Origin of the sequence: Streptomyces sp. ML-6, assembly GCF_030116705.1 — a bacterium.
Classification (GTDB): domain Bacteria; phylum Actinomycetota; class Actinomycetes; order Streptomycetales; family Streptomycetaceae; genus Streptomyces.
In genome coordinates this window covers 6,647,391-6,674,215 of the sequence record NZ_JAOTIK010000001.1, presented here as the reverse complement: position 1 = coordinate 6,674,215, position 26,825 = coordinate 6,647,391, and the positions used below count along the sequence as shown (strand labels likewise).

General features: G+C 72.4%; 21 protein-coding genes and 1 pseudogene. 13 read left to right on the top strand and 9 right to left on the bottom strand.

All coding sequences use genetic code 11. The features are described from left to right. Window positions 1-283 precede the first annotated feature (283 nt). Both OCT49_RS29410 and OCT49_RS29405 read left to right on the top strand, forming a co-directional pair. Window positions 284-946: a hypothetical protein gene (locus OCT49_RS29410; RefSeq protein ID WP_283854821.1), complete on the top strand. Its 663-nt coding sequence runs from the start codon at window positions 284-286 to the stop codon at window positions 944-946. Continuing rightward, entirely contained in the window at window positions 943-2,049 is a 1,107-nt protein-coding gene (locus OCT49_RS29405) for a nucleotidyl transferase AbiEii/AbiGii toxin family protein (RefSeq protein WP_283854820.1), read from the top strand. Before OCT49_RS29410 ends, OCT49_RS29405 begins: the two co-directional genes overlap by 4 nt. Here the strand turns inward: OCT49_RS29405 and OCT49_RS29400 are convergent. Continuing rightward, window positions 2,033-2,386, bottom strand: a complete 354-nt coding sequence (locus OCT49_RS29400) for a hypothetical protein (RefSeq protein WP_283854819.1) — start codon at window positions 2,384-2,386, stop codon at window positions 2,033-2,035. The two genes, OCT49_RS29405 and OCT49_RS29400, sit on opposite strands and share 17 nt — an antisense overlap. A gap of 248 nt (window positions 2,387-2,634) precedes the next feature. Between OCT49_RS29400 and OCT49_RS29395 the strand changes: the two genes are divergently transcribed. Next, a complete protein-coding gene (locus tag OCT49_RS29395) occupies window positions 2,635-3,408 on the top strand; it encodes a hypothetical protein (protein WP_283854818.1) in 774 nt (257 codons plus the stop codon). Window positions 3,409-3,508: 100 nt separating this feature from the next. Here OCT49_RS29395 and OCT49_RS29390 read toward each other — a convergent pair whose 3' ends face one another. From OCT49_RS29390 to OCT49_RS29375, 4 genes are all read right to left on the bottom strand, one after another. Continuing rightward, a complete protein-coding gene (locus OCT49_RS29390) occupies window positions 3,509-5,059 on the bottom strand; it encodes an NCS1 family nucleobase:cation symporter-1 (RefSeq protein WP_283854817.1) in 1,551 nt (516 codons plus the stop codon). Between the two features lie 209 nt (window positions 5,060-5,268). After that, window positions 5,269-6,288 carry a TIGR03842 family LLM class F420-dependent oxidoreductase gene (locus tag OCT49_RS29385; RefSeq protein WP_283854816.1) on the bottom strand — a complete coding sequence of 340 codons (1,020 nt, stop codon included), beginning with the start codon at window positions 6,286-6,288 and terminating at the stop codon, window positions 5,269-5,271. Between the two features lie 146 nt (window positions 6,289-6,434). Next, the gene (gene hydA, locus OCT49_RS29380; RefSeq protein ID WP_283854815.1) at window positions 6,435-7,826 is read right to left on the bottom strand and encodes a dihydropyrimidinase; all 1,392 of its coding nucleotides are present in this window, start codon (window positions 7,824-7,826) and stop codon (window positions 6,435-6,437) included. A 136-nt stretch (window positions 7,827-7,962) separates the two neighbouring features. Beyond that, the gene (locus tag OCT49_RS29375; protein WP_283854814.1) at window positions 7,963-8,118 is read right to left on the bottom strand and encodes a hypothetical protein; all 156 of its coding nucleotides are present in this window, start codon (window positions 8,116-8,118) and stop codon (window positions 7,963-7,965) included. 391 nt (window positions 8,119-8,509) lie between these two features. Here OCT49_RS29375 and OCT49_RS29370 point away from each other — a divergent pair, with 391 nt between their 5' ends. Then, entirely contained in the window at window positions 8,510-10,396 is a 1,887-nt protein-coding gene (locus tag OCT49_RS29370; RefSeq protein WP_283854813.1) for an alkaline phosphatase family protein, read from the top strand. A 160-nt stretch (window positions 10,397-10,556) separates the two neighbouring features. Here the strand turns inward: OCT49_RS29370 and OCT49_RS29365 are convergent, their stop codons facing one another. Continuing rightward, window positions 10,557-11,840, bottom strand: coding sequence for an aspartate aminotransferase family protein (locus OCT49_RS29365; RefSeq protein ID WP_283854812.1), 1,284 nt, complete (start codon window positions 11,838-11,840; stop codon window positions 10,557-10,559). Next, window positions 11,837-12,679, bottom strand: a complete 843-nt coding sequence (locus OCT49_RS29360) for a nitrilase-related carbon-nitrogen hydrolase (RefSeq protein ID WP_148840210.1) — start codon at window positions 12,677-12,679, stop codon at window positions 11,837-11,839. Before OCT49_RS29360 ends, OCT49_RS29365 begins: the two co-directional genes overlap by 4 nt. A gap of 325 nt (window positions 12,680-13,004) precedes the next feature. Here OCT49_RS29360 and OCT49_RS29355 point away from each other — a divergent pair, with 325 nt between their 5' ends. Both OCT49_RS29355 and OCT49_RS29350 read left to right on the top strand, forming a co-directional pair. Beyond that, window positions 13,005-14,279, top strand: a complete 1,275-nt coding sequence (locus tag OCT49_RS29355; RefSeq protein WP_283854811.1) for an aspartate aminotransferase type Ic — start codon at window positions 13,005-13,007, stop codon at window positions 14,277-14,279. A 254-nt stretch (window positions 14,280-14,533) separates the two neighbouring features. Then, window positions 14,534-15,661, top strand: a complete 1,128-nt coding sequence (locus tag OCT49_RS29350; RefSeq protein WP_283854810.1) for a Rieske 2Fe-2S domain-containing protein — start codon at window positions 14,534-14,536, stop codon at window positions 15,659-15,661. Between the two features lie 9 nt (window positions 15,662-15,670). On the opposite strand, the gene OCT49_RS29345 is transcribed toward OCT49_RS29350, so the two are convergent. After that, complete coding sequence (locus tag OCT49_RS29345; RefSeq protein WP_283854809.1) at window positions 15,671-15,940, bottom strand: helix-turn-helix domain-containing protein; 270 nt, start codon at window positions 15,938-15,940, stop codon at window positions 15,671-15,673. A gap of 41 nt (window positions 15,941-15,981) precedes the next feature. Between OCT49_RS29345 and map the strand changes: the two genes are divergently transcribed. Further along, on the top strand, window positions 15,982-16,749 hold the full coding sequence (map, locus tag OCT49_RS29340; RefSeq protein ID WP_283854808.1) for a type I methionyl aminopeptidase: 768 nt from the start codon (window positions 15,982-15,984) through the stop codon (window positions 16,747-16,749). A 400-nt stretch (window positions 16,750-17,149) separates the two neighbouring features. On the opposite strand, the gene ggt is transcribed toward map, so the two are convergent. Then, a complete protein-coding gene (gene ggt / locus OCT49_RS29335) occupies window positions 17,150-18,958 on the bottom strand; it encodes a gamma-glutamyltransferase (RefSeq protein ID WP_283854807.1) in 1,809 nt (602 codons plus the stop codon). Window positions 18,959-19,062: 104 nt separating this feature from the next. Here ggt and OCT49_RS29330 point away from each other — a divergent pair, with 104 nt between their 5' ends. The 6 genes and pseudogenes from OCT49_RS29330 to OCT49_RS29305 all read left to right on the top strand — a co-directional run bounded on the left by OCT49_RS29330 (window position 19,063) and on the right by OCT49_RS29305 (window position 26,793). Next, window positions 19,063-19,806: a hypothetical protein gene (locus OCT49_RS29330; protein WP_283854806.1), complete on the top strand. Its 744-nt coding sequence runs from the start codon at window positions 19,063-19,065 to the stop codon at window positions 19,804-19,806. A gap of 68 nt (window positions 19,807-19,874) precedes the next feature. Further along, the gene (locus OCT49_RS29325; protein ID WP_349632809.1) at window positions 19,875-20,855 is read left to right on the top strand and encodes an alpha/beta hydrolase family protein; all 981 of its coding nucleotides are present in this window, start codon (window positions 19,875-19,877) and stop codon (window positions 20,853-20,855) included. Window positions 20,856-20,880: 25 nt separating this feature from the next. Next, window positions 20,881-22,911 carry a vWA-MoxR associated conflict system protein gene (locus tag OCT49_RS29320; protein WP_283854804.1) on the top strand — a complete coding sequence of 677 codons (2,031 nt, stop codon included), beginning with the start codon at window positions 20,881-20,883 and terminating at the stop codon, window positions 22,909-22,911. After that, entirely contained in the window at window positions 22,908-23,864 is a 957-nt protein-coding gene (locus OCT49_RS29315; protein ID WP_283854803.1) for an AAA family ATPase, read from the top strand. The genes OCT49_RS29320 and OCT49_RS29315 overlap by 4 nt, the downstream gene beginning before the upstream one ends. Continuing rightward, window positions 23,857-25,248, top strand: a pseudogene (locus tag OCT49_RS29310) (SAV_2336 N-terminal domain-related protein); the annotation flags it as partial. The gene OCT49_RS29315 and the pseudogene OCT49_RS29310, both read left to right, overlap by 8 nt. Before the next feature lie 276 nt (window positions 25,249-25,524). Then, window positions 25,525-26,793, top strand: a complete 1,269-nt coding sequence (locus OCT49_RS29305) for a TIR-like protein FxsC (RefSeq protein ID WP_283855986.1) — start codon at window positions 25,525-25,527, stop codon at window positions 26,791-26,793. The last annotated feature ends 32 nt before the right edge of the window (window positions 26,794-26,825 follow it).

Here is a 26,825-nt window from a genome sequence, read left to right as displayed (position 1 = left end):
CGAACTTACCGGAGGGTAACGAGTAGTGAGCGGTCCGCTCAACCGTTCGGTGGAAAGTGGCCGGGCGGTGCGCCGGACGGGGGGCCGGGCAATGCGCCGGGTGGTGGGCCCGGCAGCTCCTCGGGGAGGGACCGGGGAGTGTCGGTGCTGCTTGTTACGTTCTGCCGGTGGGAACGGGCCGGGCGCGAGTCGTGGACGGGTCGGGCGCGGATCGTGGAGACGGTCGGGCGCGGATCGTGGGAACGGGCCGGGCGCGAGTGGCGAAGGCACTGCTGGAGGGCGTGTGGAAGCGGAGTTCGAGGGCGAGTTCGAGACGCATCTGACGGTGCGGTTCGATCCCCGTGCCGACGGTGCGGAGGAGGACGCCCGGCTGGCGCGCTGGGCCCGGCGGCACGGTCTGAAGCTCACCCGCATCGTCCTGGACCGCGGCGCGGTGCCGGACCAGCCCATGCTGACCGAGCGGGGCCGGGGCTCGCTCTCCGGGCAGCGGGCCGCCGCGGAGCTCCGCGCGCAGGCGCTGCGCGCGGCGGGGTTCCCGGTCATCAGGGTGAAGATCGAGGCCGCGCCGTGGAACGAGGACGTGCCCCGGACGGCCGACGAGGCCGCCGCGCTGTCCCCCGACTGCCACTTCGAGCACCACGTCAAGCTGCTGCTCTCCGGCGGGTCCGACCTCCTCGCCGCACGGGCCGCGGCCGAGCGCCACGGCGCGCACCTGTCGCGCAACGCCCGCCGCACCGACGGCCCGGGGCGTCACGAGCGGTTCGTCACGCAGCGCTGCCGCGCGGTGGGCCGGCCCGGGGCCCGGGCCCGGCTCGACGCGCTCCTGCGCGCGCTGGACGACGCCGGGCTCGAAGTGCTGGAGACCGAGGAGGAGTTCGTGGTGCACGACGACCATCCGGCGGTGGACGCGGGCTGGATCGACGAGCGGGTCGAGGTGGCGCCGTGAACACGGTCGACCGCCCCGTCCCCGGGGAACCGGCGTTCGACGACCCGGAGCTCCCCCCGCGCTGGCGGGCCGCCCGGCGCGCCGCACAGGACCACCTGCTGCGCGTGATCGCCCGGTCGCCGTGGGGCGGCCAGCTGGTACTGCGCGGCAGTTTCCCGCTCCGGGCGTGGGTGGGCGCGGCGGCGCGGGAGCCGGGCGACCTGGACTGGATCGTGTTCGGGCCGTCGGCGGAGGACTTCGTCGACCCCCTCGATCCCTACCCGTACGTCTCCGGGATCGAGACGGTCCAGCACTGGCCGGAAGCCGCACACGGCGCGGCCGCTCCCGAGCTGTGGACGGACGAGGAGTCCCACGAGACCGCCGGTGCCCGGCCCCGGCTCGCGCCCGAGGGGCTGCGCTGGATCGAGTCCGAGGACCTCGACGACTCCGAGGACTTCGACGGTTCCGGGGAGTGCGCGGACTTCGGGGGCATGTACACGCCTCGTTCCGTCCTCGCCGAGGTCGTCGCCGCCCTGACGGCCGGGCCGCCGCCGCCCGAGGGGATACGCATCGATCCGGCCCGGGTGCGGGCGGACGAGACGTGGATGTACCGGGAGTACGAGACGCCCGGGGTGCGGCTCCTCGTGCCCTGGCAGGCCGACGGGCTGCCGCCGGGCGAGCTGGGGATGGACTTCGCCCGGGACGAGCGGCTGCCCCGGGCCCCGGTGTGGACGGCCTGTCCGCGCGGTGACGGCGGCCCGCCGACGCCGGTGCGCACCGCGGACCCGGGGCTCTCGCTGGCCTGGAAGCTGTTGTGGCTGGCCGAGGACCAGGAGGCGGAGGGCCGGTCGGCCACCAAGGACCTGTACGACGCGGTGCTGCTGGCGGAGCATCCCGGCACCCGGCTCCCGCTGCGCCTGCTGCGCACCGTGCTCGGCCCGCACGCGGAGGGGTTCACGCCCCAAACGGTGCTGGACTGGCCGGTGGACTGGGCCGCGTTCCACGCCGCCCACCCGTGGGTGGACGGCGGGCCCGGCCGGCTGCGGGAGCGGCTCGCGAACGCGCTGCCGCGCCTGCTGGGGGACGACACCGCTTCCGGAACGCGTCCTACGGCTGGACGGTGATCTCCCCGATCCCGGTGCCCAGGCTGCCGCAGTGCGCGGTGGACTGACCGGACTGGCCGGGGTTGAGCGTGACGTGTTCACCGTCCACGTCCGGGGACCAGCCGCAGACCAGGTGCACCCAGAAGACCTGCGTCGTGTTGCCGTTGTTCCGGCACAGCGCGAAGCCGGTGTAGTCGTCGATCTCGTGCTTTCCGGTCTGGCAGGACAGGCCCGGCGGGGTGGCCGGGGGCGCCAGGGCGGTGGCGGCGGTCACGGGCACCGCCAGCGCGGCGGCCGCTCCCACCACGACGGCGCCCCGCAGCATCGCCCTGGACGCGCTTCCCATCGACAGCTTCATGTCTTCCCGTCCCTCCTCGTGGGTGGCGGTCCGGCGTCGCCGGGCCCGCTCCTGGCGGCCCCGGCGACGGCGGGCCGGTACGCCGACAACCGTCCCCGCCCTCCGCGACGCAAAACCGGGCAGAACATCACGCAGCGTGCATGTCCGCGGCGTTCCTCCGCCGCGCGGCCGGTCCGCCCCCGGCGTACTCTCGGAACCGTCGGGTCGCACACCTGAACAGGCCCGACGGGCCCTACGAGGGAGGCGACGTGAGCGGTCGACGCATCCGCACGCGGCGGGCCGTCGGGGCGGCCGTCATCGCGCTGGGGATCACCGGCGGCGTCCTGGGCGGGGGTGTGGCGGGGGCCGACGACGGCATCGACGACCTCTCCGCGCAGCAGATCGCGGACCGCTCCCGCGACGCCCTGCTGAGCGCCCGTTCCCTGCACCTCAGCACGCGCGGCGACCTCGGCGACGGCGGCCCGCCGATGAGGCTGGAACTCACCCTGGACCGGGACGGCAACTGCAACGGCTCGGTGGACCTCGGCCGGGACCGGGGCTCGGTCCGGATCGTGAAGCGCGGCGACGATGTCTGGGTCAAGCCGGACGCGAACTTCTGGAAGAACCAGGTCCCGGGCGGCGGTCCGGCCTTCGCCGCGATCCTCGACGGGCGTTACATGAAGGGCTCGGCCGACGATCCGCGGCTGCGCGGCCTGGCGGACGGCTGCGACCTGGACACGTTCCGGAAGCTGGTCGCCGACAACGCGGACAACGACCGGGGCACGCTGAACAAGGGCCGGAAGACCACCCTCGCCGGAACTCCGGTGATCCCGCTGACCCGGATGCGGGACGACCGGACCCTGACGTTGTACGTCGCGGCCACGGGCAAGCCGTACCCGCTGAGGATCACGGTGCGCGGCGCCGGGGCCGACGCGGTCGTGGGCTTCTCGGCCTTCGACAAGCCGGTGCCCACGACCACGCCGTCCCCGGACGAGACCTACGACATCGGCGCCCTGCTGGGCCGCACGCCCGCGCCGGTGTGACCGGGCCGCACCCGGCCCGCCCGGAGCCCGTGCGACAGGAGTGACAAGAGCGACGGGAGGGGCCGGCCGGTCGGCGCCGTCGGACGCGGTGTCCGTGCTCTCAGCCGCCGTCGGCCGTCCGCCGCCCCGCTCCCGCCGTCAGCGCCACGTACACGACCAGTGAGGCACCGAGGCCGACGGCCCAGCCGTAGTCCGCGAGGGGCTTGAGGAACGGGACGAGGCCGTCGGTGGGGAACGGTCCGGCCTTCTTCCCCTGCGCGTCGAGGGTCGAGTAGGACCCGCCGACGGCGAGCACGCCACCGACCACGAAGGCGACGACGGCCCGCCAGTTCCAGCCGCGCGTGTACCAGTACCGTCCTCCGGCCACGTACAGGTCGGCGAGGTGCAGCACGGTCCGGCGGATGATCCAGTAGTCCGCGATCAGGATGCCGGCCACCGTGCCGAGCAGTCCGCCGACCACGCCCAGCCAGGTGAAGATGTACAGCTCGGGCGTCGACGTCAGTTTCCACGGCATGATCAGCACGCCCACGACACCCGTGATGAGCGCGCCCGTACGGAAGTCGATGAGTTTCGGCGCCAGGTTGGCGAGGTCGTACGCGGGAGAGACCACATTGGCCGCGAGGTTCACGGAGATCGTCGCGACGAGCACGGTGACGAGGGCGAACAGCAGCCCGAAGACGTTGTCCGTCTTGGCCGCGAGCTCGACCGGGTCCCAGACCGCCGCCCCGTACACCTTCTCCGAACCTGCCGTCACCAGCACCGACATGAGCGCGAACGCCGTCATCGTGGTCGGCAGGCCGAGGGTCTGGCCCCACACCTGGGCGCGTTGTCCCTTGCCGAAGCGGGTGAAGTCCGGGATGTTCAGCGACAGCGTCGACCAGAAGCCGATCATGCCCATCAGGCCCGGGAAGAAGACCTTCCAGAAGTCCGCGCCCCAGCCGACCTTCGACGGCTCGTGCAGCAGCGGGCCGAAGCCGCCCGCCTTGTTCGCGATCCAGACCAGCAGCGCCGCCGCGCCGACGAGCACGAACGGCGCCGCCCAGTTCTCGAAGCGGCGCAGGGTCTCCATCCCCCGGTAAATGATGGCGAGTTCGAGTGCCCAGAACAGGAGGAAGCAGAGCCACAGCGTCCACGGGTAGCCGCCGACCTTCCCCGCGTCGGCCCATCCGCCGAAGATCTTCCCCAGCAGCAGGAAGATGCCCTGTCCGCCGATCCAGGTCTGGATGCCGAACCAGCAGCAGGCCACCGCGGCGCGCACCATGGCGGGCAGGTTCGCACCGCGTATCCCGAAGGAGGCGCGGGCCAGGACCGGGAAGGGGATGCCGTACTTCGGCCCGGCGTGCCCGGTCAGCAGCATCGGCAGCAGCACGATCACGTTCGCCAGCGCGATCGTGAGGACCGCCTGTTTCCAGTCCATGCCGAGCGCGACCAGGCCGGAGGCCAGGGTCCAGGACGGGATGCAGTGGGCCATGCCGATCCACAGGGCCACGAAGTTGTACGTGGTCCAGCGCCGCTCGGCGACCGGGACGGGGCGCAGGTCCTCGTTGGCGTAGCGGCTGCCGGAGGGGTAGGCGTCGGCGGGGAGTTCGACGCCCGCCCCTCCGGCCGGTATCGGGGAGGACGGGGGCGGGGGCGGGACGGTGTTGGTCATGGGCAGTCCGTTCGAGGGGATGCCGCGGGCCCGAGGGGCTCACGGGGGACGGGGGTGCATGGCCGTGCGGAGGCCGTGAACTGCCGTGCCCGGTCGGGATGTGACCGGTGAGGGGAACGTGACCGGTGGTCGGGACACCACCGGTGCTCGGAGGGCGAACGGTGGGCGGAGTACGAGGAGTACGAGCGGTGGGCGGGGTAAGCCGCCCGTCATGCGCCGAGTACGGGAATGACGTGCCGGCCGTACTCGTCGATCACCGACTCCTTCGCGTCGTGCATCGCGTACAGCGCGAACTGGTCGACGCCCAGGTCCCGCAGCGCGCGCAGCCTTTCGAGATGGGTCCCGACCGGGCCGATCAGGCAGAAGCGGTCCACGATCTCGTCCGGCACGAACTTCGTGTCGGGGTTCCCGGAGCGGCCGTGGTGGGCGTAGTCGTACCCGTCGCGCGCCTTGATGTAGTCGGTCAGTTCCTGCGGCACCAGGCCCGAGTCCGAGCCGTACTTCGCGACCAGGTCCGCGACGTGGTTGCCGACCATGCCGCCGAACCAGCGGCACTGCTCCCGGGCGTGGGCGAGCGCCTCGGGCGAGTCGTCCGCCGTGACGTACGCGGGCGCGGCGACGCAGATCTTCACCTCCGACGGGTCGCGCCCGACGGCGACGGCCGCGTCGCGCACCGCCTTCACCATGTACTCGGTGAGGAACGGGTCGGCGAGCTGGAGGATGAAGCCGTCGGCCTCCTCGCCGGTCATCTTCAGCGCCTTGGGCCCGTACGCCGCCATCCACACGGGGACCTCGGCGCCCTCCCGCACCCACGGGAACTTGATGACCGTGCCGCCGAGGTCGGCCTCGTCGCCGCGGCCCAGGGCCCGGATCGTCTTCATCGCCCCGCTGATCCGGGCGAGCGTGTTCGGCTTGCGCCCGGCGACGCGCATCGCGGAGTCGCCCCGCCCGATGCCGCAGACGGTGCGGTTGCCGTACATGTCGTTGAGGGTGGCGAAGGTGGAGGCGGTCACCTCCCAGGTGCGGGTGCCCGGGTTGGTGACCATCGGGCCGACGACGAGGTTCTCGGTGTGTTCGAGGATCTGGCTGTAGATGACGAACGGCTCCTGCCACAGCACGGCGGAGTCGAAGGTCCAGCCGTGGCTGAAGCCGTTGCGTTCGGCGCGGCGCATCAGGCCGACGACGGCCGAGGCGGGCGGGTCGGTCTGCAGGACGAGTCCGAAGTCCATGGGAAGCCCCTCACTGGTCGAGTCCGGACCGGCGGTCCGCGGTCGCGCCGCGGGCCGCCGGACGATCCACACGTACTGCTTGTCCGCCGGGGCCGGGTGCCGCGGGCGGCGCACCGCCCGCCGCGGCACCCGGAGTGCCGGACCGGTCAGTCCAGGTACTGGCAGAGACCGCGCGGGGTGTACACGCCGTGCCCGGCACGGCCCGTGAACTCCCGCTCGGTGATGACGGGTTCGCCGCGCGACAGGACCGTTTCCACCCGTCCCGTCAGCCGCTTGCCCTCGTACGCCGAGTAGTCGACGTTCATGTGATGGGTCTCGGCGGAGAGGGTCTGCTCGGCGGCCGGGTCGTAGATGACGATGTCGGCGTCCGCGCCCGGCGCGATGGTGCCCTTCCTCGGGTACAGGCCGAACATCCGGGCCGGTGCCGCGCAGGCGATCTCGATCCAGCGGCGCCGCGAGATGTGCCCGTCCACCACCGCCTGGTGCAGCAGGTCCATCCGGTGCTCCACGCCCGGCATCCCGTTGGGAATCCTGGAGAAGTCGCCGCGGCCCATCTCCTTCTGGCCGGAGAAGCAGAACGGGCAGTGGTCGGTCGACACCACCTGGAGGTCGTCGGTGCGCAGGCCCCGCCAGAGCGCCGCCTGGTGCTCCTTGGGCCGCAGCGGTGTGCTGCACACGTACTTCGCGCCCTCGAAGTCGGGCTCGGCGAGGTTGTCCGTCGACAGGAACAGGTACTGCGGGCACGTCTCCCCGAAGACCGGCAGGCCCTCGTCCCGGGCGCGTGCCAGCTCGGCCACCGCCTCCTGCGCCGACACGTGCACCACGTACAGCGGCGAGCCGGCGACCTGCGCCAGTTTGATCGCGCGGTGCGTCGCCTCCGACTCCAGCAGCGCCCTGCGGACCTCTCCGTGGTAGCGCGGATCGGTCTCGCCGCGGGCCAGCGCCTGTTCCACCAGCACGTCGATCGCGATGCCGTTCTCCGCGTGCATCATGATCAGCCCGCCGTTCCCGCCGGCCCGCTGCATCGCCCGCAGGATCTGCCCGTCGTCCGAGTAGAAGACCCCCGGGTACGCCATGAACAGCTTGAACGAGCTCACGCCCTCCTCGACGAGCCCGTCCATCTCCTTCAGCGTCGACTCGTTCACGTCCGCCACGATCATGTGGAACCCGTAGTCGATCGCGCAGTTGCCGTCGGCCTTCGCGTGCCAGGCGTCCAGCCCCGCCCGCAGCGCCGCTCCCTTGGACTGCACCGCGAAGTCGATGACGGTGGTCGTGCCGCCCCACGCCGCGGCCCGCGTGCCCGTCTCGAACGTGTCCGACGCGAAGGTTCCGCCGAACGGCATCTCCATGTGCGTGTGCGCGTCGATCCCGCCCGGGATCACGTACTTGTGCGACGCGTCGACGACCCGGTCGGCAGTCCACTGCTGGCTGCCCGGGGTCGCCAGCGCCACCACCCGGCCGTGCTCGATCAGCACGTCCGCGCGCAGCTCCTCGGCGGCCGTGATCACAAGGCCACCGGTAATCAGAGTCCGAGTCATACCTCACAAGTCCCTTCACATCGCGTCCGCCGGGGAACACGGCTGCCCCCGGCCGTGCTGCGGCGGACGGCCCGTCCGGTCGGAACACCCGGGCGTCCGAGCGGCGGCCGGTCGGCGGTCCCGCCCGCCCGCGCGCTCACCCGGCCGCCCGGGGGCCGGTGCCGAGGGCGTCGGCGGCGCGGATGCCGTGTGCCGCGGGGGCCACGGCGCGGGCACCCCCGGTGCGTACGCCGGCCCGGCTCCCGTCGGACGCGACGCCGGCGGGACCGCCGTGGAAAACGGCGCGGCTCATGTACCCCTCCTCACTGTGGCGGAATGGGTCTACGCACGTAGATGAGGTGCGTGGTGAAGAACGTAGAAGTGGGTTACCCACTGTGGCAATACCGCTGCCGCCAACCGCTGAAGACGTTTCTGTTTCATCCGCCCGACACTCCACCGGCCCACAGCGCGTCGCGGACCGGCGCCGTTGGCGGGGCGGCGCGGGGGCGGGCGCGGAACAGCCGCGGGCTCGCGGACCCGTCCGTGGGTAACGAATTGATGACGGGTCTGGTCCAGATGTCGAGTACGGTTCATGCGCCCGTCCCGTACCCGGCGTGATCCGCTCACCACCGATGGCCAGCCTCGAACCCACCACCGGACGCCCCCCGTTGTCCGGTGCCCCTCGACCGATCCCGGAGGATCACGTGTCCCTGTCGCGCTCCGTGCGTACGGTGCTGGCCGCCGCAACCGTCGCCGCCGTCGCCCTGCCGCTGGCCACCACCACCGCCCACGCCCAGAGCCCCGCCTCGCCGTCCGCCGCCCCGTACGCGGGTCTGCCGTCCGGCACCAAGCAGGCGAAGACCCTGGTCATCGGCATCGACGGCGCCACCTTCGACGCCTTCTCGCGTGCCGACGTACCGCGCATCGAGCGGTTGATGGCCGAGGGGCTGACCGCCCGGAGCAACCTGTACGCCAACCCGATGGCCCCGACCGTCTCCGGCGCCGGCTGGTCGTCCATCGCCACCGGGGTCTGGCCCGACAAGCACAACGTGAAGGACAACAACTTCACGAATCCGGACTACGAGCGCTACCCGGACTACGCGACCCGGCTGGAGACCGCGGACCCGGCCACGTCCACCCTGGTCGTCGGCACCTGGAACCCGATCCCCCAAACCGTGTTCGGCGCGAGGACCGATCTGCGGACAGCGGGCGGCAACGACGAGGGCACCACCGCCAAGGCCACCGACTACCTCGCGCACGGCAACCCCGACTCCACCTTCGTCCACCTCGACGAGGTCGACGGCGCCGGCCACGGCACCGGCTCCTCCAGCGCCGCCTACCTCAAGGCCCTGAAGACCGCCGACGCCCAGGTCGGCCGGCTGCTCGACGCCGTGACGTCGCGGCCGACGTACGCGCAGGAGGACTGGCTGGTCGTCGTCACCTCCGACCACGGCCACACCCCCACCGGCGGGCACGGCGGCAACACCCCGCTGGAGCGCGGCACGTTCGTGATCGCCAAGGGCAAGGACATCCGGCCCGGCTCGGTCCGCGACGACGTCAAAATCACCGACATCGCGCCCACGGTCCTGCGCCACGAGGGCGTCGCCACCGACCCCGCCTGGGACCTGGACGGCACCTCGCTCGCCGAGCCGGAGGCGGACGCCTTCGACGCGCTGCGCCCCTCGCTGCGCGGGCCCGTCGACGAGACGAAGCTCCCGGCCGACGCCAGGGGGTGGACGAACTCCGCGCCCGGGGGCTGGTCCATCGACAACTCCAGGATGCCGGCCGGCGGCGTCACCGAGTGGCGCGGCTGGGCCTTCGCCACCGACGAGTTCTGGACCAACGCCGAGCGCGGCCAGGGCCGCGAGACGAACGTCCGCGCCCGCGACGTGTTCGCGGTCGCCGACTCCGACGAGTGGGACGACAAGGCGCACGGCGCCGGCCAGTTCGACTCCATCCTGGTCAGCCCCGCGTACGAGCTGAACGGCGCGGCGACGGCGACCGTCTCGTACGCGACGAACTACCGGGTCGACGGCCCGCAGACCGGCGACGTGTACGTCTCGTACGACGGCGGCGCCCCGCAGCCGGTGAAGTCGTACCGGGCGAACAGCAACACCGTGGAGCGCCTGGAGCTGGCCGTTCCGGCGGGTGCGCGGACGGCCCGGCTGAGCTTCCGCTACACCGGCACGAACAGCGCCTTCTGGACGGTGGACCGGGTCGCCCTCGACCAGCCCGCCCCGCCGTCGCAGCTCGCCGTGGCCTCGCTGACGGCCGGCAGCAAGCTGCTCGGCCGGCCCGGCTCCGACGCGCCCTGGAAGGTCACCGCGCACGGCGTCGTGACGACCGCGCAGGGCACGCCGGTGAAGGGGGCGGAGGTCACCGCCGAGCTGACGTCCGGCGGCACGGTGCGGAGGCTGACCGGCACCACGAAGAAGGACGGCTCGGTGCGCTTCAAGGCCACGGTGGACCGGGGCGTCGCCAAGGCGTCGCTGCGGATCACCGAGGTGCGTTACCGGGACCTCGCGTACCACGGCGAGCTCGACCCGGTCCGCAGCCTGGACCTCACCCGTCCCACCGGCAACCGCGGCTGACCGGCCGGGCGGGCCCCGGAGCCACCGGCCGGGGCCCGCCCACCGACCGGCCCGTCCCGCCGCAGTCGGCGGGCCGGTCGGGTGCGCCCCGGCCCGCCCGCGTCGGCCGGCCGGGCCGGGGCGCACCGGCCCGCCCTCACCGGACCGTCCGGACCTGGTCTCAGGCCACCGACCGAAGGGCCTCGGCCAGGATCTCGGCACCCTCCTCCGCTTCCGGGATGGTCAGCGAGAGGGGCGGCGCGATCCGCAGCACGCTGGTGTTGTGGCCGCCGCCCTTGCCGATGAGCAGGCCGCCCTCCCGGGCCGCCTCCAGCACGGCCGCGGCCGCCTGCGGGTCCGCCTCGTCGGTGCCGGGCCGCACCAGCTCGATGCCGATCATCAGGCCCCGGCCGCGCACCTCCCGCACGTGCTCCGAACCCGCACCGATCGCCCGCAGCCGCTCGATCAGCAGCCCGCCGACCCGCCGGGCGTTGCCCTGGAGGTCGTGCTCCAGCAGGTACGAGAGGTTGGCCAGGCCCGCCGCCATGGTGACCGGGGAACCGCCGAAGGTCGAGATGGAGTTGGCGTCCAGGCAATTCATGACGTCGGCGCGGGCCACGACACCGCCGATCGACATGCCGTTCCCGATGCCCTTGGCGAAGGTGAGGATGTCCGGCGGCCCGTTCCGGCCGTGCGCCTGCCAGCCCCAGAAGTGCTCGCCGGAACGGCCCCAGCCGGTCTGCACCTCGTCGGAGATCCACAGGACGCCGTGCCGGTCGAGGACCCGGCGGAACTCCGCGTACAGCCCGTCGGGCGGCGAGGTGAACCCGCCGACGCCCTGGATGGGTTCGGCGATCAGCGCGGCCGGGGTCCGGGTGTGGCCGAGCAGGTCCTCCAGGTCCGCGACACAGGCGGCGACGAACTCCGCGTCACCGAGGTGCGCGTACGGCCCCCGGGTGCGGACGCCACCGTGCACGTACAGCGTCTGCAACGGCGACAGGCTGGTGGGCGACCAGGCGTTGTTGCCGGTGACGGAGACCGCGGAGAAGGACCTGCCGTGGTAGCTGTTGCGCATCGCGAGGATCTGGTTCGACTTGCGGTACGCGGTGGCGAGCAGCAGGGCCGTGTCGTTGGCCTCGGTGCCGGAGGTGGTGAAGAAGACCCGGGCGTCCGGGATGCCGGAGAGCGCGGCGATGCGCTCGGCCAGCTCGACCATCGGCCGGTTGAGGTAGAGCGTGGAGGAGTGGATGATCCGCCCCGCCTGCTCGGCGACCGCCTTGGTCACCTCGGGCAGGGCGTGGGCGGTCATGGTGGTGAGGATGCCGCCGAAGAAGTCGAGGTAGCGCCTGCCGTCGGCGTCCCAGACGTGCCGGCCCTCGCCGTGGGTGATCTCCAGGGGCTTCTTGTAATAGAGCGCCAGCCAGTCGGGACAGACGGCGAGATGGCGGTCGTGCAGGCTGCTCACGGCTCCACCAGTCCCTCGTACGCGTCGGGGCGGCGGTCCCGGTAGAACGCCCACTGCTGCCTGACCTCGTCGATGAGGCCGAAGTCGAGGTCGCGGACGACGAGCTCCTCCTCCTTGTCGCTGGCGACCTCGCCGACGAACTGGCCGCGCGGGTCGACGAAGTAGCTGGTCCCGTAGAAGTCGTTGTCGCCGTACTCCTCCTGGCCCACGCGGTTGATCGCGGCGATGAAGTATTCGTTGGCGACGGCGGAGGCGGGCTGTTCCAGCTGCCAGAGATAACCGGAGAGGCCGCGCGAGGTGGCCGACGGGTTGTACACCAACTGGGCTCCGTTGAGACCGAGTTGACGCCAGCCCTCCGGGAAGTGGCGGTCGTAGCAGATGTAGACGCCGACCTTGCCGACGGCGGTGTCGAAGACCGGCCAGCCGACGTTCCCGGGCTTGAAGTAGTACTTCTCCCAGAAGCCCTTGACCTGCGGGATGTGGTGCTTGCGGTACTTGCCGAGATAGGAGCCGTCGGCATCGATCACGGCGGCGGTGTTGTAGTAGAAGCCCGACTGCTCGACCTCGTAGACCGGCACGACGATCACCATGCCGGTCTCCCGGGCGAGGTCCTGCATCCGGCGGACGGTCGGCCCGTCCGGCACGGCCTCGGCCCAGCGGTAGTGCTCGGGTTCCTGCACCTGGCAGAAGTAGGGGGCGTTGAACACCTCCTGGAAGCCGATGATCTGCGCACCCTGACGGGCGGCCTCGCGTGCGTGTTCCTCATGCTTGGCGATCATGGATTCGGTGTCGCCGGTCCAGGTCGCCTGGACGAGGGCGGCGCGTACGACTTGGGACATGAGCTGCTCCTTCGACGCGGCGTCAGAGAGCCTCAACGCGTTTTCTACGCCCGTAGACACGGACGTAGAGGAGAACGTAAGCCCCGCCACACAGCGGGGCAAGACCATCGCCGTGAACCGACGGAGTCGATCTTGTTTCACACCCGTGCGGTCCACACGCTCCCCCGGCCTCACCCTTGGAAAGCAGATGCTGTTCCGGGGCCGCGGAGGCGGGGCCGGGGCGTACGTGCGGAGCCGGGTGCCGATCCGGTTCCGGGCGGCGGGGGACGCGGTTTGTATTCTCGGCGGGAGCCCTGCCCGTGCGGCACCTGCGAGAGGAAACCCCATGACCACCGAGCTGAGTCCCGAAGCCCTCACCGAGTTCCTCGACCGGGCCCGCCAGGACTACCGGGAGCTGGTGGCACTCGGGCTCTCGCTCGACCTCACCCGGGGCAAGCCGGCTCCCGAGCAGCTCGACCTCTCCGATGACCTGCTGAGCCTGCCCGGTGGACGGCACACCTCCGCCGACGGCACGGACGTGCGCAACTACGGCGGTCTGCAGGGACTGCCCGAGCTGCGGGAGATCTTCGCCGACGTGCTCCAGGTCCCGGTGGGGCAGCTGATCGCGGCCGGCAACTCCAGCCTGGAGCTGATGCACGACTGCCTGGTGCACGCCCTGCTGAGCGTGCTGCCGGGCGCCGAGTCGCGCTGGGTGGAGCAGGAGCGGATCGCGTTCCTGTGTCCGGTGCCCGGTTACGACCGGCACTTCGCGCTCTGCGAGCGGTTCGGGATCGACATGATCCCGGTGCCGATGACCGCCGAGGGGCCGGACATGGAGGCCGTGGAACGGCTCGTCGCCGAGGATCCGACGGTCAAGGGCATCTGGTGCGTGCCGAAGTACAGCAACCCGGACGGCGTCTGCTACAGCGACGCGACCGTGGCCCGGCTCGCCTCGATGGACACCGCCGCCCCCGACTTCCGGATCTTCTGGGACAACGCCTACGCCGCCCACCACCTCACCGACGAGCCCGTCGAGATCGCCGATCTGCTCGCCGCCTGCGCCGGAGCGGGCAACCCCGACCGGGCGTTCGTGTTCGGCTCCACCTCGAAGATCACCGCGGCGGGCGCGGGCGTGGCGTTCTTCGGCTCCTCGCCCGCGAACGTGCAGTGGCTGCTCGGCAACAACTCCAAGCGGTCGATCGGCCCCGACAAGGTGAACCAGCTGCGGCACGTGCTGTTCCTGCGGGACGCCGACGGCGTGCGCCGCCACATGGCGCACCAGCGCGCCCTGCTGCAGCCGAAGTTCGAGGCGGTGGCCCGGATCCTGGACGCCGAGCTCGGCGGCAGCGGACTGGCGTCCTGGACCTCGCCCAAGGGCGGGTACTTCGTCACGCTGGAGGTCCCGGACGGCTGCGCCAAGGAGGTCGTGCGCCGCGCCGCCGAGGCGGGCATCGTGCTGACCCCGGCCGGCGCCACCCACCCGTACGGCGACGACCCGCGCGACGCGGTCATCCGCATCGCCCCCAGCTACCCGGGCCTCCCGGAGCTGGAGCAGGCGATCACGGGGCTCGCCGTCTGCGTCAGGCTCGTGGGCTATGAGCAGCGGGCGGGCCGGGAGTAGTCCCCCACCGTGCGCCCGCGCCGGGAACGGCGCGGGCATGGGCGCACCCCGGGCCGTGACCGTTCCGGCCGGGGCGGCGGAGCACGGTCCGAACCCGTCGTGAGCAGTGCCCGGTCGGAACCGTTCGGCCCGGCACGGGCCCCGGACGTCAACTCTCGCCACTTTTTTTCCCCTTCAGGTGATGTGTGGCATGCCGAGGGGATTTCCGGGTGAGCTGGGCAGGGTCCAGGCGACCGATCCTGGAAGGGGAAGTCGTGGGACTGTCACGCGAGTACGGACGCGCCATCACCGAGGGGCCGACCCCGGCCGATGCCGCGGGCGCCACCGCCCTGCCCTACCCGAGCGGCTGGGCGGCACTGGCCTTCTCGGACGAACTACGGCCGGGCACCGTGCTCACCCGGCCGCTGGCGGGGCAGGACGTGGTGCTGTACCGGCTCGGCACGGGGGCCCTCCGCGCCATCCGCCCGTACTGTCCGCACCTCGGCGCCCATCTCGGCCTGGCGAAGGTCGACGGGGACGATCTCGTGTGCCCGTTCCACTTCTTCGCGTTCGGCCCCGACGGGGCGTGCGTACGGACGGGGTACGACACGTCGCCGCCGAGATCGCCGTTGACCCAACTGCCGGTGCAGGAGGTCAACGGCGCCGTCTTCGTCTGGCGGCACCACGACGGCCGGGCCCCGGACTGGTTCATTCCCCGCTGGCACGAGATCGGCCACCGGCCGGCCCGCACCGCCGCGTGGGAGCTGGCCGGCAACGTCCAGGAGGTGATCGAGAACTCGGTGGACCTCGGACACTTCGCCACCCTGCACGGCTGGGAGAGGGCGGAGATCGGCGGGCCCGTCGCCTACGAGGACGCCACGTTCCACGTGTCCATGCGGGCCCATGAATCGGCCCCCCTGCTGGGCGGTTTCGTCGTCGACGTGGAGGTGGACGGCTACGGACTCGGCTGCCTGCACGCCGACGTGCACACGCCCCGGCTCGGGCTGCGGATGTGCACGATGGTGATGCCGACCGCCATCGCGCCCAACCGGATGCAGTTCCGCCAGCTCAACCGGATCTCCTTCGCGGAGCCCTCCCGGCTGCCGGCACCGCTCGCGCGGGCGGTGAGCCGGACCGCGGCCCGGCTGCTGGACCGCGCGGTCTTCCGTTCCAGCTGCGAGTTCACCGCCGCCGACTTCCCGATCTGGCACCACAAGCAGTACCAGCAACCGCCCCGGCTGGCCCCCGGCGACGGCCCGATCGGACCGTTCCGGCGGTGGGCCCGCAGGTTCTACCCGCCGCTGGAAACCGACCGGAGGACACTGCCCGGCCCCCACGAGCGCGGCGTGCCCGGGAAACTCGGCGATTCCGACGAGCGCGGCGCGGGGGCGGAAGTGATCTGAGAGCCGCCGCTATCCGGCCAGCGGCACCGCGTCCGGTTCCGGGGCGCAGCGTACGAGGATCTCGTCCATCGAGAGCCCGAGCGCCCCGGCCAGTGCCGCGACGGTGAAGAAGGCGGGGGTGGGCGCGCGGCCCGTCTCGATCTTGCGCAGCGTCTCGGCGGAGATTCCGGCGCTCGCCGCGATCTCGACCATGCTGCGCCCGCCGCGCGCCTCGCGCAGCAGCTCTCCGAGGCGTTCGCCGCGGCGGCGCTCTTCCGGGGTCAGGGGAGTTCGAACCATGCCGTCATTCTAATACCGCTCCGACCGGTATATTAATTGGCATGGTGCAACTCAAGACGGACACATCCATGGCAGCGATGCGCGAGACCGGGCGGGTCGTGGCGCGCCTGCTCGACGCCGTACGGAAGGCGGCCACGATCGGCGTCTCCCTGCGCGAACTCGACGAGGTGGCCCGCGGCGTCCTGCGCGGGGCCGGGGCCACGTCGCCGTTCCTGAACTACCGGCCGCGCTTCGCGCCCACCCCGTTCCCCGCCGTGATCTGTGCGTCGGTCAACGACGCGATCGTGCACGGCATCCCGACCGACCAGCGACTGCGCGACGGCGACCTGGTGAGCATCGACGCGGGCGCGATGCTCGACGGCTGGGCGGGCGACTCGGCGATCAGCTTCACCGTCGGAAGCGCCAGGCCCGCGGACACCAGGCTCGTCGAGACGGCCTTCGAGGCACTGGAGGCGGGCATCGCGGCGGCCGTCGTCGGCAATCGGATCGGCGACATCGCACACGCGATCGGCACGGTCTGCCGCACGGCCGGATACGGCATTCCGGAGGGGTTCGGCGGCCACGGCATCGGCCGGTCGATGCACGAGGACCCGGGCGTCCCCAACGAGGGGCGCCCCGGTCGCGGCATGCCGCTGCGGCACGGAATGGTGCTGGCGATCGAACCGATGCTGATCGGCGGCGGCAAGGACGCCTTCCACGCGGACCGGGACGGCTGGACGCTGCGCACGTCCGACGGCAGCCGGGCGGCGCACGCCGAGCACACGGTGGCGATCACGAACGACGGCCCGCGGATCCTGACCGCCCCGTGACCGGCGCCGCCGCCTTCCGCACGCACCCGGCACCGGCCGGACGCACCCGGGCGACGGCCGGGCCGGGCGGGGGTCAGTGCGGGGCACGCAGTCCCGCGACGAGGAGTTCGACCAGCCGACGCGCGTCGTAGCGGGGATCGCTCCGGGGCCCCGGCCCCTCGCCGCGCACGAGAAGAACGACACCCCGCCCCCGCTGCTCGACCCGTCGCTGCGACGCCGCCGACCGCCCGGCCGACGGGACTCGCTCAATAGGCTCCTGCCCCATCCCCTCAAGGCCGCGGGGCTGCTTCCTCGCGAGGTTCCACGAGGAAGCAGCTCCTGCCGTACGGACATCGACGTGACATCAACGTCAGGCATCCGCCTCACGCCCGCCCGGCGGCGGACGGCGGCATCCCGACGGTCACGGGCGTCCGGCCGGTTTCACGACCATCGCCGAGCCGCCGCCCCGGCGCTCCTTCTCGGCGGCGGCCAGCCATCGCCCGTCCGGCAGCCGCTGCACCCCGGTCGCCGCCCCGAGTTCCGAGGACGGCTTGAAGGCGTGCCCCAGGGACTCCAGCTCGGCCCGCACCGGGCTGTCCCACAGCCCCGGTTCGAGCTCCGTCGTCGCCGAGTTGCGCTGGCTGGCGCGCGGCGCCGCGATGGCGTCGACCAGCGGGAGCCCCCGGTCGACGGTGCCGATGAGCGACTGCAGCACGGTCGTGATGATCGTGGCGCCACCGGGCGACCCCAGGGCCAGCACCGGCTCGCCGTGCTTCAGCACGATCGTCGGCGAGATGGACGAGCGCGGACGCTTGCCCGGACCGGGCAGGTTCGGGTCGTGGACCGCGGGGTTGGCGGGCGCGAACGAGAAGTCCGTCAGCTCGTTGTTGAGCAGGAAGCCGCGGCCCGGCACGGTGATGCCGCTGCCGCCGGTCTGCTCGATGGTCAGGGTGTACGCGACGACGTTGCCCCACTTGTCGGCCGTCGTCAGGTGCGTGGTGTTCTCCCCCTCGTACGTCGTCGGGGCGGCCGTACCGGCGGCCGTGCAGTCGGTCGGGTGGCGCGGGTCGGCCGGTGCGAGCGGGCTGGTCAGCACCGCGTCGTCCTTGATCAGGCACGCGCGCGAGTCGGCGAACCGCTGGCTGAGCAGTTCCCGCGTCGGCACGTCCTCGAACGCCGGGTCGCCCACCCAGCGTCCCCGGTCGGCGAAGGCGATCCGGCTCGCCTCGATGTAGCGGTGCAGGTATTCCGCCTCGCTCGCCCTCGAGAGGTCCGTGGACTCCAGGATGTTGAGCGCCTCGCCGACGCTGGTGCCACCGGACGAGGACGGCGCCATGCCGTACACGTCGAGGCCGCGGTAGTCGACCTTCGTCGGGGCCTGTCGCAGCACCCGGTAGGACCTCAGGTCCTTCGCGGTGAGGTCGCCGGGCCGCACCACACGGTCGGCCGCCGGGTCGACGGGCGGCTTGCGGACGGTGCGCACGATGTCCTCGGCCACCTCGCCCCGGTACAGCTCGTCGACGCCCTTGCGGCCCACCCGCTCGTAGGTGCGCGCCAGGTCCGGGTTCCTGAACACGGAACCGACCACCGGGAGTCGACCGCCCGGCAGGAAGAGTTCCCGGGTCGCCGGGAAGTCGGCGAACCTGGCCTGGTTGCTCCTGGTCTGCGCCCGGAACGTCTCGTCGACGACGAAGCCGTCCCGGGCGAGCCGCTCGGCCGGCTCGAGCACCTGCCGCAGCGACTTGCTGCCCCAGGCGTCGAGCGCGGCGTCCCAGGTGGCCGGGGTGCCCGGGGTGCCCACGCCCAGTCCGCTGGTGACGGCGTCCTCGAAGGGGATCGGCTCGCCGTTCTCCAGGAACAGCGAGGCGTCCGCGCTGCGCGGCGCGGTCTCCCGGCCGTCGATCGTCCGGACCGTTTGCTTCCGGGCGTCGTAGTAGACGAAGTAGCCGCCCCCGCCGATGCCCGCCGAGTAGGGCTCGGTCACACCGAGCGCCGCCGCGGTCGCCACGGCGGCGTCCACCGCGTTGCCGCCCTTGCGGAGCACCTCGATGCCCGCGGCCGACGCGTCCGGGTCGACGCTGGACACCGCGCCTCCGTACCCCACCGCGACGGGCGATTTGGGCGGTGGCTCGAGGGCCGGTGCGGACGAGGAAGGACCGGCCGCCCCGACCGTGACCACAGCGGCCAGAACAGCTGATAACGACACATTCCGCGCGACGGAACGTCTCATGCGTGCCTCCAGTACGTGAACGTCCGCGCAGGGTAGCGCCGCTCCGCCCGCCCCGTCAGGACCACCGTGAAACCGGGGCCGAATGCCCGCTACCATGCCCGCCCATGACGGACGACGTACGCAACATCCTGCTGGGCGTGATAGCCGCCGGCATCAGCGCCTCGCTGGGCTGGCTCACCCGCACCTACCTCTGGCGCCGCAAACTCCGCCGCAAGCAGGCCTTCTTCGGGCTCCCGGGCAATTCCGAGTGCCTGCTCGTCGTCAACCGCGACGCGGGCGGTGACGGCTCCGTCCACCGCCACGACGTCTTCGCCCTGCTCGAACTCTCCGCGCTCATCAAGGACTGCTCCGCCCACGCGCAGATCGTGTCCCACGACGTCGCGCAGCAGGGCTTCGGCGAGCGCACCGAATTCTGCGTGGGCGGGCCGGTCTCGAACCGACGGATGGCCGCGCACCTCCATTCCCTGCTGCCCGGCGTGAAGGTGAACACCAGCGCCGAGCCCGGCCCCGACCGGGGTGCCTTCCAGATCGGCACGGAGCGCTACCGGGCCGAGAAGGGGGTAGCCGAGCACGTGCTGCTGGCCCGGCTGACGGTCGGTCAGGACGCGCGCCCCGTCTTCCTGTTCTGCGGTCAGCAGGCGATCACCAACCAGGCGGCCTCCCGCTACCTGGCCCGCAACCACGAGAAGCTGTTCCGCAAGTACGGCGACCACACCTTCTGCCTGTTGCTGAAGGTCGTCAACTCGCAGGCGTACGGCCCCGACGTGGTGGAACTCGTCGCGGACGTGACCCGTGCCGCGCAGGCGCCCGTCCCGGTACCGCGCAACTCCCACCGGGCCACGGGCTGAACGGCATGGGCGGGCGGCGACTCGGTTGGTAGCCTCGGGACGAACGACGCGCAGGGGAGGTTCACTTGGTGCCGCGGTTGGTTTTCGTGCACGGAATAGGCGGGCCCCGGGATGCCGAACGCGAACTGGCCGAATGGGCGGGCGCGCTGGCGGACGGGATGCGGGCAGCCGGGCACACGGCACTCGCCGAGCGGCTGACCACCACGGACGCGGACCGTTGTGTCTTCGCCTCCTACGCCGATCTCTTCTCGCCCCCCGAGGCCCAGGGCGGCGGCGGGACGACGGCCGAGGGCGACGCGGGCGAGATCCTCGAAGACCTCCTCGTCGAGCTGGTGACCACCCTCGCGGCCGAGCACTCCGCCACCGGGGCGCCCCATGACGGTGCCTGGCGCAACCGGGAACGGATCCTGGCCCACGCCCGTGCCGAGGCCGGCACGTCCGGCCAGGCCCAGGGAAGCCTGTCGGCACTGCGCAGGGCACTGAACGTGGCGACCACCCTGATGGCGCTCAAGCCGTGGAGCGGTGTCGCGCGCTGGGCGACTCCCAAGCTGATGGTCAGGGACCTCGCCCAGGTGTCGCGCTATCTGGCGCGCGGGGAGAAGGACGCGTCCGGGCTGACCCTCGACCGCCGCGTACGCAACCGTCTGCACGAGGCGCTCGGGGACGCCCCGGCGGTGGTGGTGGCGCACTCCCTGGGGACCGTCGTCGCACTGGAGGCACTGCACGAGCACCGGGCGGCCACTCCCCTCCTCGTCACGCTCGGGTCACCGCTCTCGACGCGTACGGTCGTCCGGCCCAGGCTCCTGCCGCAGCCGCCGCGCACACCCGAGCGCGTCGAACGATGGCTGAACTTCTGGGACAAGGACGACATCATCGCCATCCGCCCCCTGCTCGAACGCGATGTGGCGGCCAACGCGGCCGGGGTGCTTCCCCGCAGCAGCCGGATCGACTCGGACGGGATCTGGGTCCATTCCGCCGGGAAGTACCTGGCCCAGGCCGCCGTCGCGGGCCCCGTCGCGGAAGCCCTCTTGTCCGCGCCCCATGAGTGAGGAGCCCCCGCGTCACCTTCTCGTCGTGGCACCCCAGTGCGCGTCGATGCGGCATCTCACCCGCCTCGGGGAGGCGGCCTCGGCGTTGCATGCCGCGCTGGCCGACCCGGACATGGGGGACTGTGCTCCGGGGCTCCCCGACGGACGTTCCCTGGTCGTCGACGAGCGGCTGACGAGCAACTGGATCCGGACGCTGATCGGTGCGGCGATCAGCCATGCCGAGGACCGGGGTGCCTCACTCGTCCTCGTCCTGCTGGGGCACGGATTCGTGCCCGGAAGCACGCACACGCTGTACCTGATGGGCGCCGACTCCGTCGAGGACGCGCCCGAACGGGCGGTCAACGTGGGCGAACTCCTCGCCGCTGCCGCGAACAGGCCCGGCATCCCCAGCGTGCTCGGCATCGTCGACACCTGCCACGCCGCCGGTGCGACACCCCCGGGCCAGGACCTCACGGGCGGTGCCGGCAACGGGCGCAGCCGACTCGCCGTGCTGATGTCCGCGTCGCTCACCCAGCAGGCGGTCGACCTCTCGTTCTCCCGGGCGCTCACTGAGCTGATCAGGAAGGGCGTGCCCGGGGCGGGCCCTTTGCTGGGGGTGGACGACGTGCAGCGGGCGCTGCGCGAATCGGTCGTCGGGCAGGATGTGACGGTCTTCCAGCACGACGGCGACCCCTTCGCGACGGGGCGCGTCTGGGTCACCCGCAACACGCAGGACCGCGACGCCGACCCCGGTGGGCTCCTCGGGCGGCTGGCGCACGAGGACCTCACCGAGGCGTTCGGCGCACTGCCCGCCACCGTGTCCGTCCCGCACGTGCCGCACGACGTGCAGTCCGCGCTCGACCTCCTGAAGGCGCTCAGCGCTCTTCCCCCCTCCCCGGCCCGTGACCGGGCCAGGGAGGTTGTGCTCTTCGCCCTCACCGCACTGCGGACCGTCGGGTTCCTCCGCGGCTGGATCGGTGGCGAGCTGACGACGGCCCGGCTGCGTCAGGCCCTGCGGGCCCTGCTGGTATCGGAACACCGCGCGCTGTCCTCCCCGTTGCCCGAGTTCACCGACATCGCGATCCTGGACCGGCTGGTCTTCGACCACGCGGTGACCCGGAGCAACGGCAAACCTTCGGTCGCCGAGTTCGTGGTGCGCCTCGCCCTCGCCTCGGGCAAGGACCTGACCTCTTCGGAACTGCACGCGTGGGCGCGGTCCGTGGACGCCCAGCAGGAACTCAACGACGCCGTGGCGAAGGTCCTCGACGACCGGGAGGACCAGCAGCTGAGGCTCGCCGTCAGCCTCGACTCCTCGCTGACGGGTGGCTGGCCGGAAGCCGTGAGCGCGTGGCTGCTCCGGGACGGGGAACTGCTCGAACGGCAGGACTTCGACTGCCCCACGGTGGACCGGGCGGGTGCGGAGGCCGCGGTCGAGGAGGCGGCCGTCTGGGCGGAGGATCATGCGGAGGCGCTTGGGCTGCGGCTGAGGTGGCTCGATGTCGCGGTGCCGAGCGGTGTACTGCTGGAGTGGCGCCCGGAGGAGGCCGGCCGGGGCCTGCGTTTCGGGGTGCAGTACGACGTCGTGCTGCACTGGAGCCGTCGGCTCGCCCCCGATCCCCTGCTGCGACGGATCCAGGGCGCGGTGAACGAGCGGTGGGAGGAGATCGCCGCCTGCACCGGAGTGCCCGTCGACTGGCTAGACGTCTCCGACACGGCCGAACGGCCGCCGTTGCAGGGCAAGTTGCGGGACGGCCTGTACCGGCGGGCCATCGGCCTGACGCACCACACCGGACTGGACGACCAGTTGATGGAAATCCTCCTCTCCTACACCCCGGTACTGCTGTGGCCCCAGGGAACGGAGGGGTTCCCCGTCGACCGGCACCACTGCCTGGAGCCGCAGTGGCTGACCATGCCGGAAGGGCTCGGCCACGCCTACCAGCGGCGATGGCGCGGCGAGTGCGCCGACCACCTCGCCGATCTGCGCGCGGTCTGGGACGACCGGGCATGGCTGAGGTTCTGCCGGCTCGTGCGAACCACCGTTCCCCCCGTCCAGAACACGATCGAGGAAACCTCATGACGTGGAACCCGTACTACCGAGGCGACGGAGAGGTGCGGCACGACACCCGGCTGCCCGACCCGCCGCCGTGGCGGACCTTCCCCCGGGTGCCGTCCCCAGGGCTGTTCGAACCGCCGGAGGGGCTCGTCCCCGCGGTCAACGCGGCCCTCGCCCTGCGCCGGCCCCTGCTGATCACGGGCAGTCCGGGCACGGGCAAGTCCACCGTGATCGAACAGGTCGCGGCGGAGCTCGCGCTGGGCCCCGTACTGCGCTGGCACGTGACCTCGCGCAGCACGCTCGGGGACGCGCTGTACCACTACGACGCCCTCGGGCGCATCCACGCCCACCGGCTGCAGCAGGAGCGGGCGCGCGCCGGTGAGCGGGACGTCGGCACCGACGACATCGCGGCGTTCATGACCCTGGGGCCGCTGGGAACGGCGCTGCTGCCGTCGGACCGGCCGCGAGCCCTGCTCATCGACGAGATCGACAAGGCCGATCTGGATCTTCCCGGGGACCTGCTCGACGTGCTGGAACGCGGCGAGTTCCGCATCGAGGAACTGCGCCGCGAGGGACAGGACCTCGCCCATCTGCGCATGTTCGGCGGGGACGCCGCGTACCCCGTGCGCAACGGCCATGTGCAGTGCACCGAGTTTCCCTTCATCGTGATGACGAGCAACGGGGAGCAGGAGCTGCCCGCGCCGTTCCTGCGGCGGTGCCTGCGCTACACGATGCCCCGCCCCACACCGGAGCTCGTCCGGGAGATCGTGCGCAGGCACCTGCGGCTCGACGTGCCCGGGTCGGGTCCGCTCGCCGATCTCGTCGACGACTTCGTGCGCCGGGTGGGCGACGGCGAGCGAGTCGCGATCGACCAGTTGCTCAGTACCCTCCATCTGCTGGACGGGCCGGCGAAGGTGGCGGCGTCGGAGCGCGGCGCGCTCATCGGGCTGCTGATGAAGAACCTGTCCGGTGCCTGACCGGACCGACGGGCTGGGTGCCGTCGTCGACTCGCTGCTCGGTCTGGGCAGGGACCTCGACGCGGTGTCGATCGCCGAGCTGCTCTGGCTCGCCGCCCGGGGCGACAGCGACGGTCCGCGGACCCGCGACACCGAGAGCCGGGAGGAGCCGGACGCCCGGACGGCGGACGCCGGGCAGTCGGCGGAGACGGACGGGGCCGCGCGGCGGAGCCCGCTGCACACGCCCTGGAAGGACGGTGCGCCGGGCCCGGGAGCGGTCGGGGTGTCACTGCCCCGCGACAGCACACTGCCGCACGGCCGGGAACTGGCCCGGGCCCTGAAACCATTGAAGCGGCCATGGCCGCGGGGGCGCAGGCAGCGACTGGACATCCCGGCGACGGTGGCCGACTACGCGCGCGCCGGCGAACTCACCCCGGTGTTCTCCGGCGAACCGGAGCGCTGGTTCGACGCGACCGTGGTCATCGACCGTTCCCCCACCATGGCGGTGTGGGCGGGCACGGCCGACGAACTGGTGCGTCTGCTGGCCCGCACCGGTGTGTTCCGCACCCTGCGGGTCCGTGAGCTCCACTTGGACGGGGCGCCGGGGAGCACACCGGCCCTGCACGGCCCGCTGGGGCAGCGCGTCGTGGAGGGTGGCGGAAGGTCCGTCGCGTCGCGGCGGCTGATGCTCGTCCTCTCCGACTGGGCGTCGGCCGCGTGGCGCGACGGCTCCCAGTGGAACCAGCTCCGCACATGGGCCGCCGCCATGCCCACCGTCCTGCTCAACCCGTTGCCGTCGAAGATCTGGCGGCAGACGGGCATGAGCCTGCCGGCCGTCCGCGTGGTCCCGCCCGGGACGCCCGGCGCGCACAACGCCCGGCTGCGGTTCGTCACCACGCTCCTGATGAACCAGGCGTTTCCCGGCACCACCGACCGGGACTGGCTGCCGGTCCCCGTGAGCTCCCTGTCGCCCCACTCGATCGGCGGCTGGGCCCGCTCCCTCATGCTCTCGGACCCCGCCGGCTGCGAAGCCCTGCTCCTGCCCGCGCCGGGTCTCGTCGACCAGCTGGTGGAACAGGACGAGGAGGGACCGCGCAGCGGCCGGTCCCTGACGGACGCCTATCTGCACCGCGCGTCCGCGGCCGCGGTCCGGCTGGCCGTGCTGTGCTCGCTGTACCCGCAGGTGAGCGTCGATGTGCTCCGGGTCGTCCAGCAGAACCTGGTCCCGGAGGCGACGCCCTCCGACCTGGCCGAGTTCGTCGTCGGCGGTCTCGTCACCATCACCGAGGCCGCCCGGGCGGGCGGCCATCCCGTACTGCGCTTCCGGGACGGCACGCGTGAGCAGCTCATGCCCAGGCTCGGCGCCCGGGACGCCCGGCTCCTGCACAGCGCCGTGGTCCGTTTCGTCAGGAGTGAATCCGCCTCTCCCACGCGTTTCCGGGCCGCCGTGTCCGGAGCCGGGGCGGACGGGATCGCGATGGATCCCGAGCCCTTCGGCGAGGTGTCGACCGGTGTCCTGCTGGCGCTGGGCATCCCGGCCCGAACACCGGAGCCGGCCGACCTCACGATGGCCGCCTCCGCCGAACTCCCGCCTGCCGAGCCCCCCTCGGAACCAGTGGGGCCCCCTGTCCGGACGTCGGTGGCCGGTGGGTCGGGGCGCCTCGTCTCCTCCGCCCCGACCGTGCTCGAAGGAAGCACCGCCCGCGCGACGGCCCCGTACTTCTTCCTGAGCTATGCCCACACCCCGGGGTACGGCGGTGGAACGGACCCCGACATGTGGGTCGAACGCCTCTTCAGGGATCTCTGTGACCACGTGGCGGCCATGACGGATCTGCCCGCGGGCGCGCCCGCGGGGTTCATGGACCGGGAAGTACGCTCCGGCGAGGGCTGGTCGGAGCGGCTCGGCGAGGTGCTCGCCACCTGCCGGGTGTTCGTTCCGCTGTTCTCGCCGCGTTACTTCGCCAGTGAGATGTGCGGCAAGGAGTGGTACGCCTTCGCGCAGCGCGCCATCCACCACCGGGCCCGCTCCAACCAGCCGGCCGAGGCGATCGTCCCGGCGCTCTGGGTGCCCGTGCCGCCGAGCCAGCTCCCCGGTCCGGCCGAGCGGTTGCAGTTCGACCACCGCGACTTCGGGGACCGTTACGCCAGCGACGGGCTCTACGGCCTCATCAAGCTCAGGCTCTTCGCCGAGGAGTACGAGCGCGCGGTGTACAAGCTCGCCAGGCGCATCGTCAACGTCGCCGATACGACCAGAATCGGCACCGGGCGCCCGGTCGACTACCGACAGGCCCCCAGTGCCTTCGGCCCGCGCAACAGCGCGTCCGGGCCCCGCCCCATTCGGATCACCGTGGTCGCCCCCACTCGCCGCGACCTGCCCGAGGGGCGCCTGGCCGACTACTACGGCGACAGTGCGCAGGACTGGAACCCCTACCACCCCGCCACCACCCGCCCCCTGGCCTATGTCGCCGAGGACCTGGTGCGCTCCCTCAACTACCAGGCCACCATCACCTCCTTCGACGAGGAGACGGAGCACGGAAACAGCAAGCAGCCGCCCGGCAGCCCCGAGATCCTGCTCGTCGACCGCTGGGCCCTCCAGGACGAGGACCGGCGCAGGAGGCTCGCCGCCTTCGACGCCGAGAACCGCCCCTGGATCGCTCCGGCCGTGCCGTGGAGCCGCGAGGACCGGCAGAGCATGGCGGCCGAGGCCGAACTGACCGGGAAGCTCGAACGGACCATGCCGTCCTTGATGCGCCAGGGGCGCGCCCACTGCCGCCCCGCGGCCAGGGGCGTGCCCAGCATGGAGGCGTTCGGCCAGATCCTGCCGCAGGTGGTCGAGGTGGCGGCCCAGCAGTACCTGAGACACGCGACGGTGTACCCGTCCCCCACCGGTGGTGGCCCCGGCGAACGGCCGAGGTTGCGGGGGCCGGTAACGGACCGCGATGCTCCATGACCGTTCCGGGAGCGCCCCGCGGGGCGTCGCGG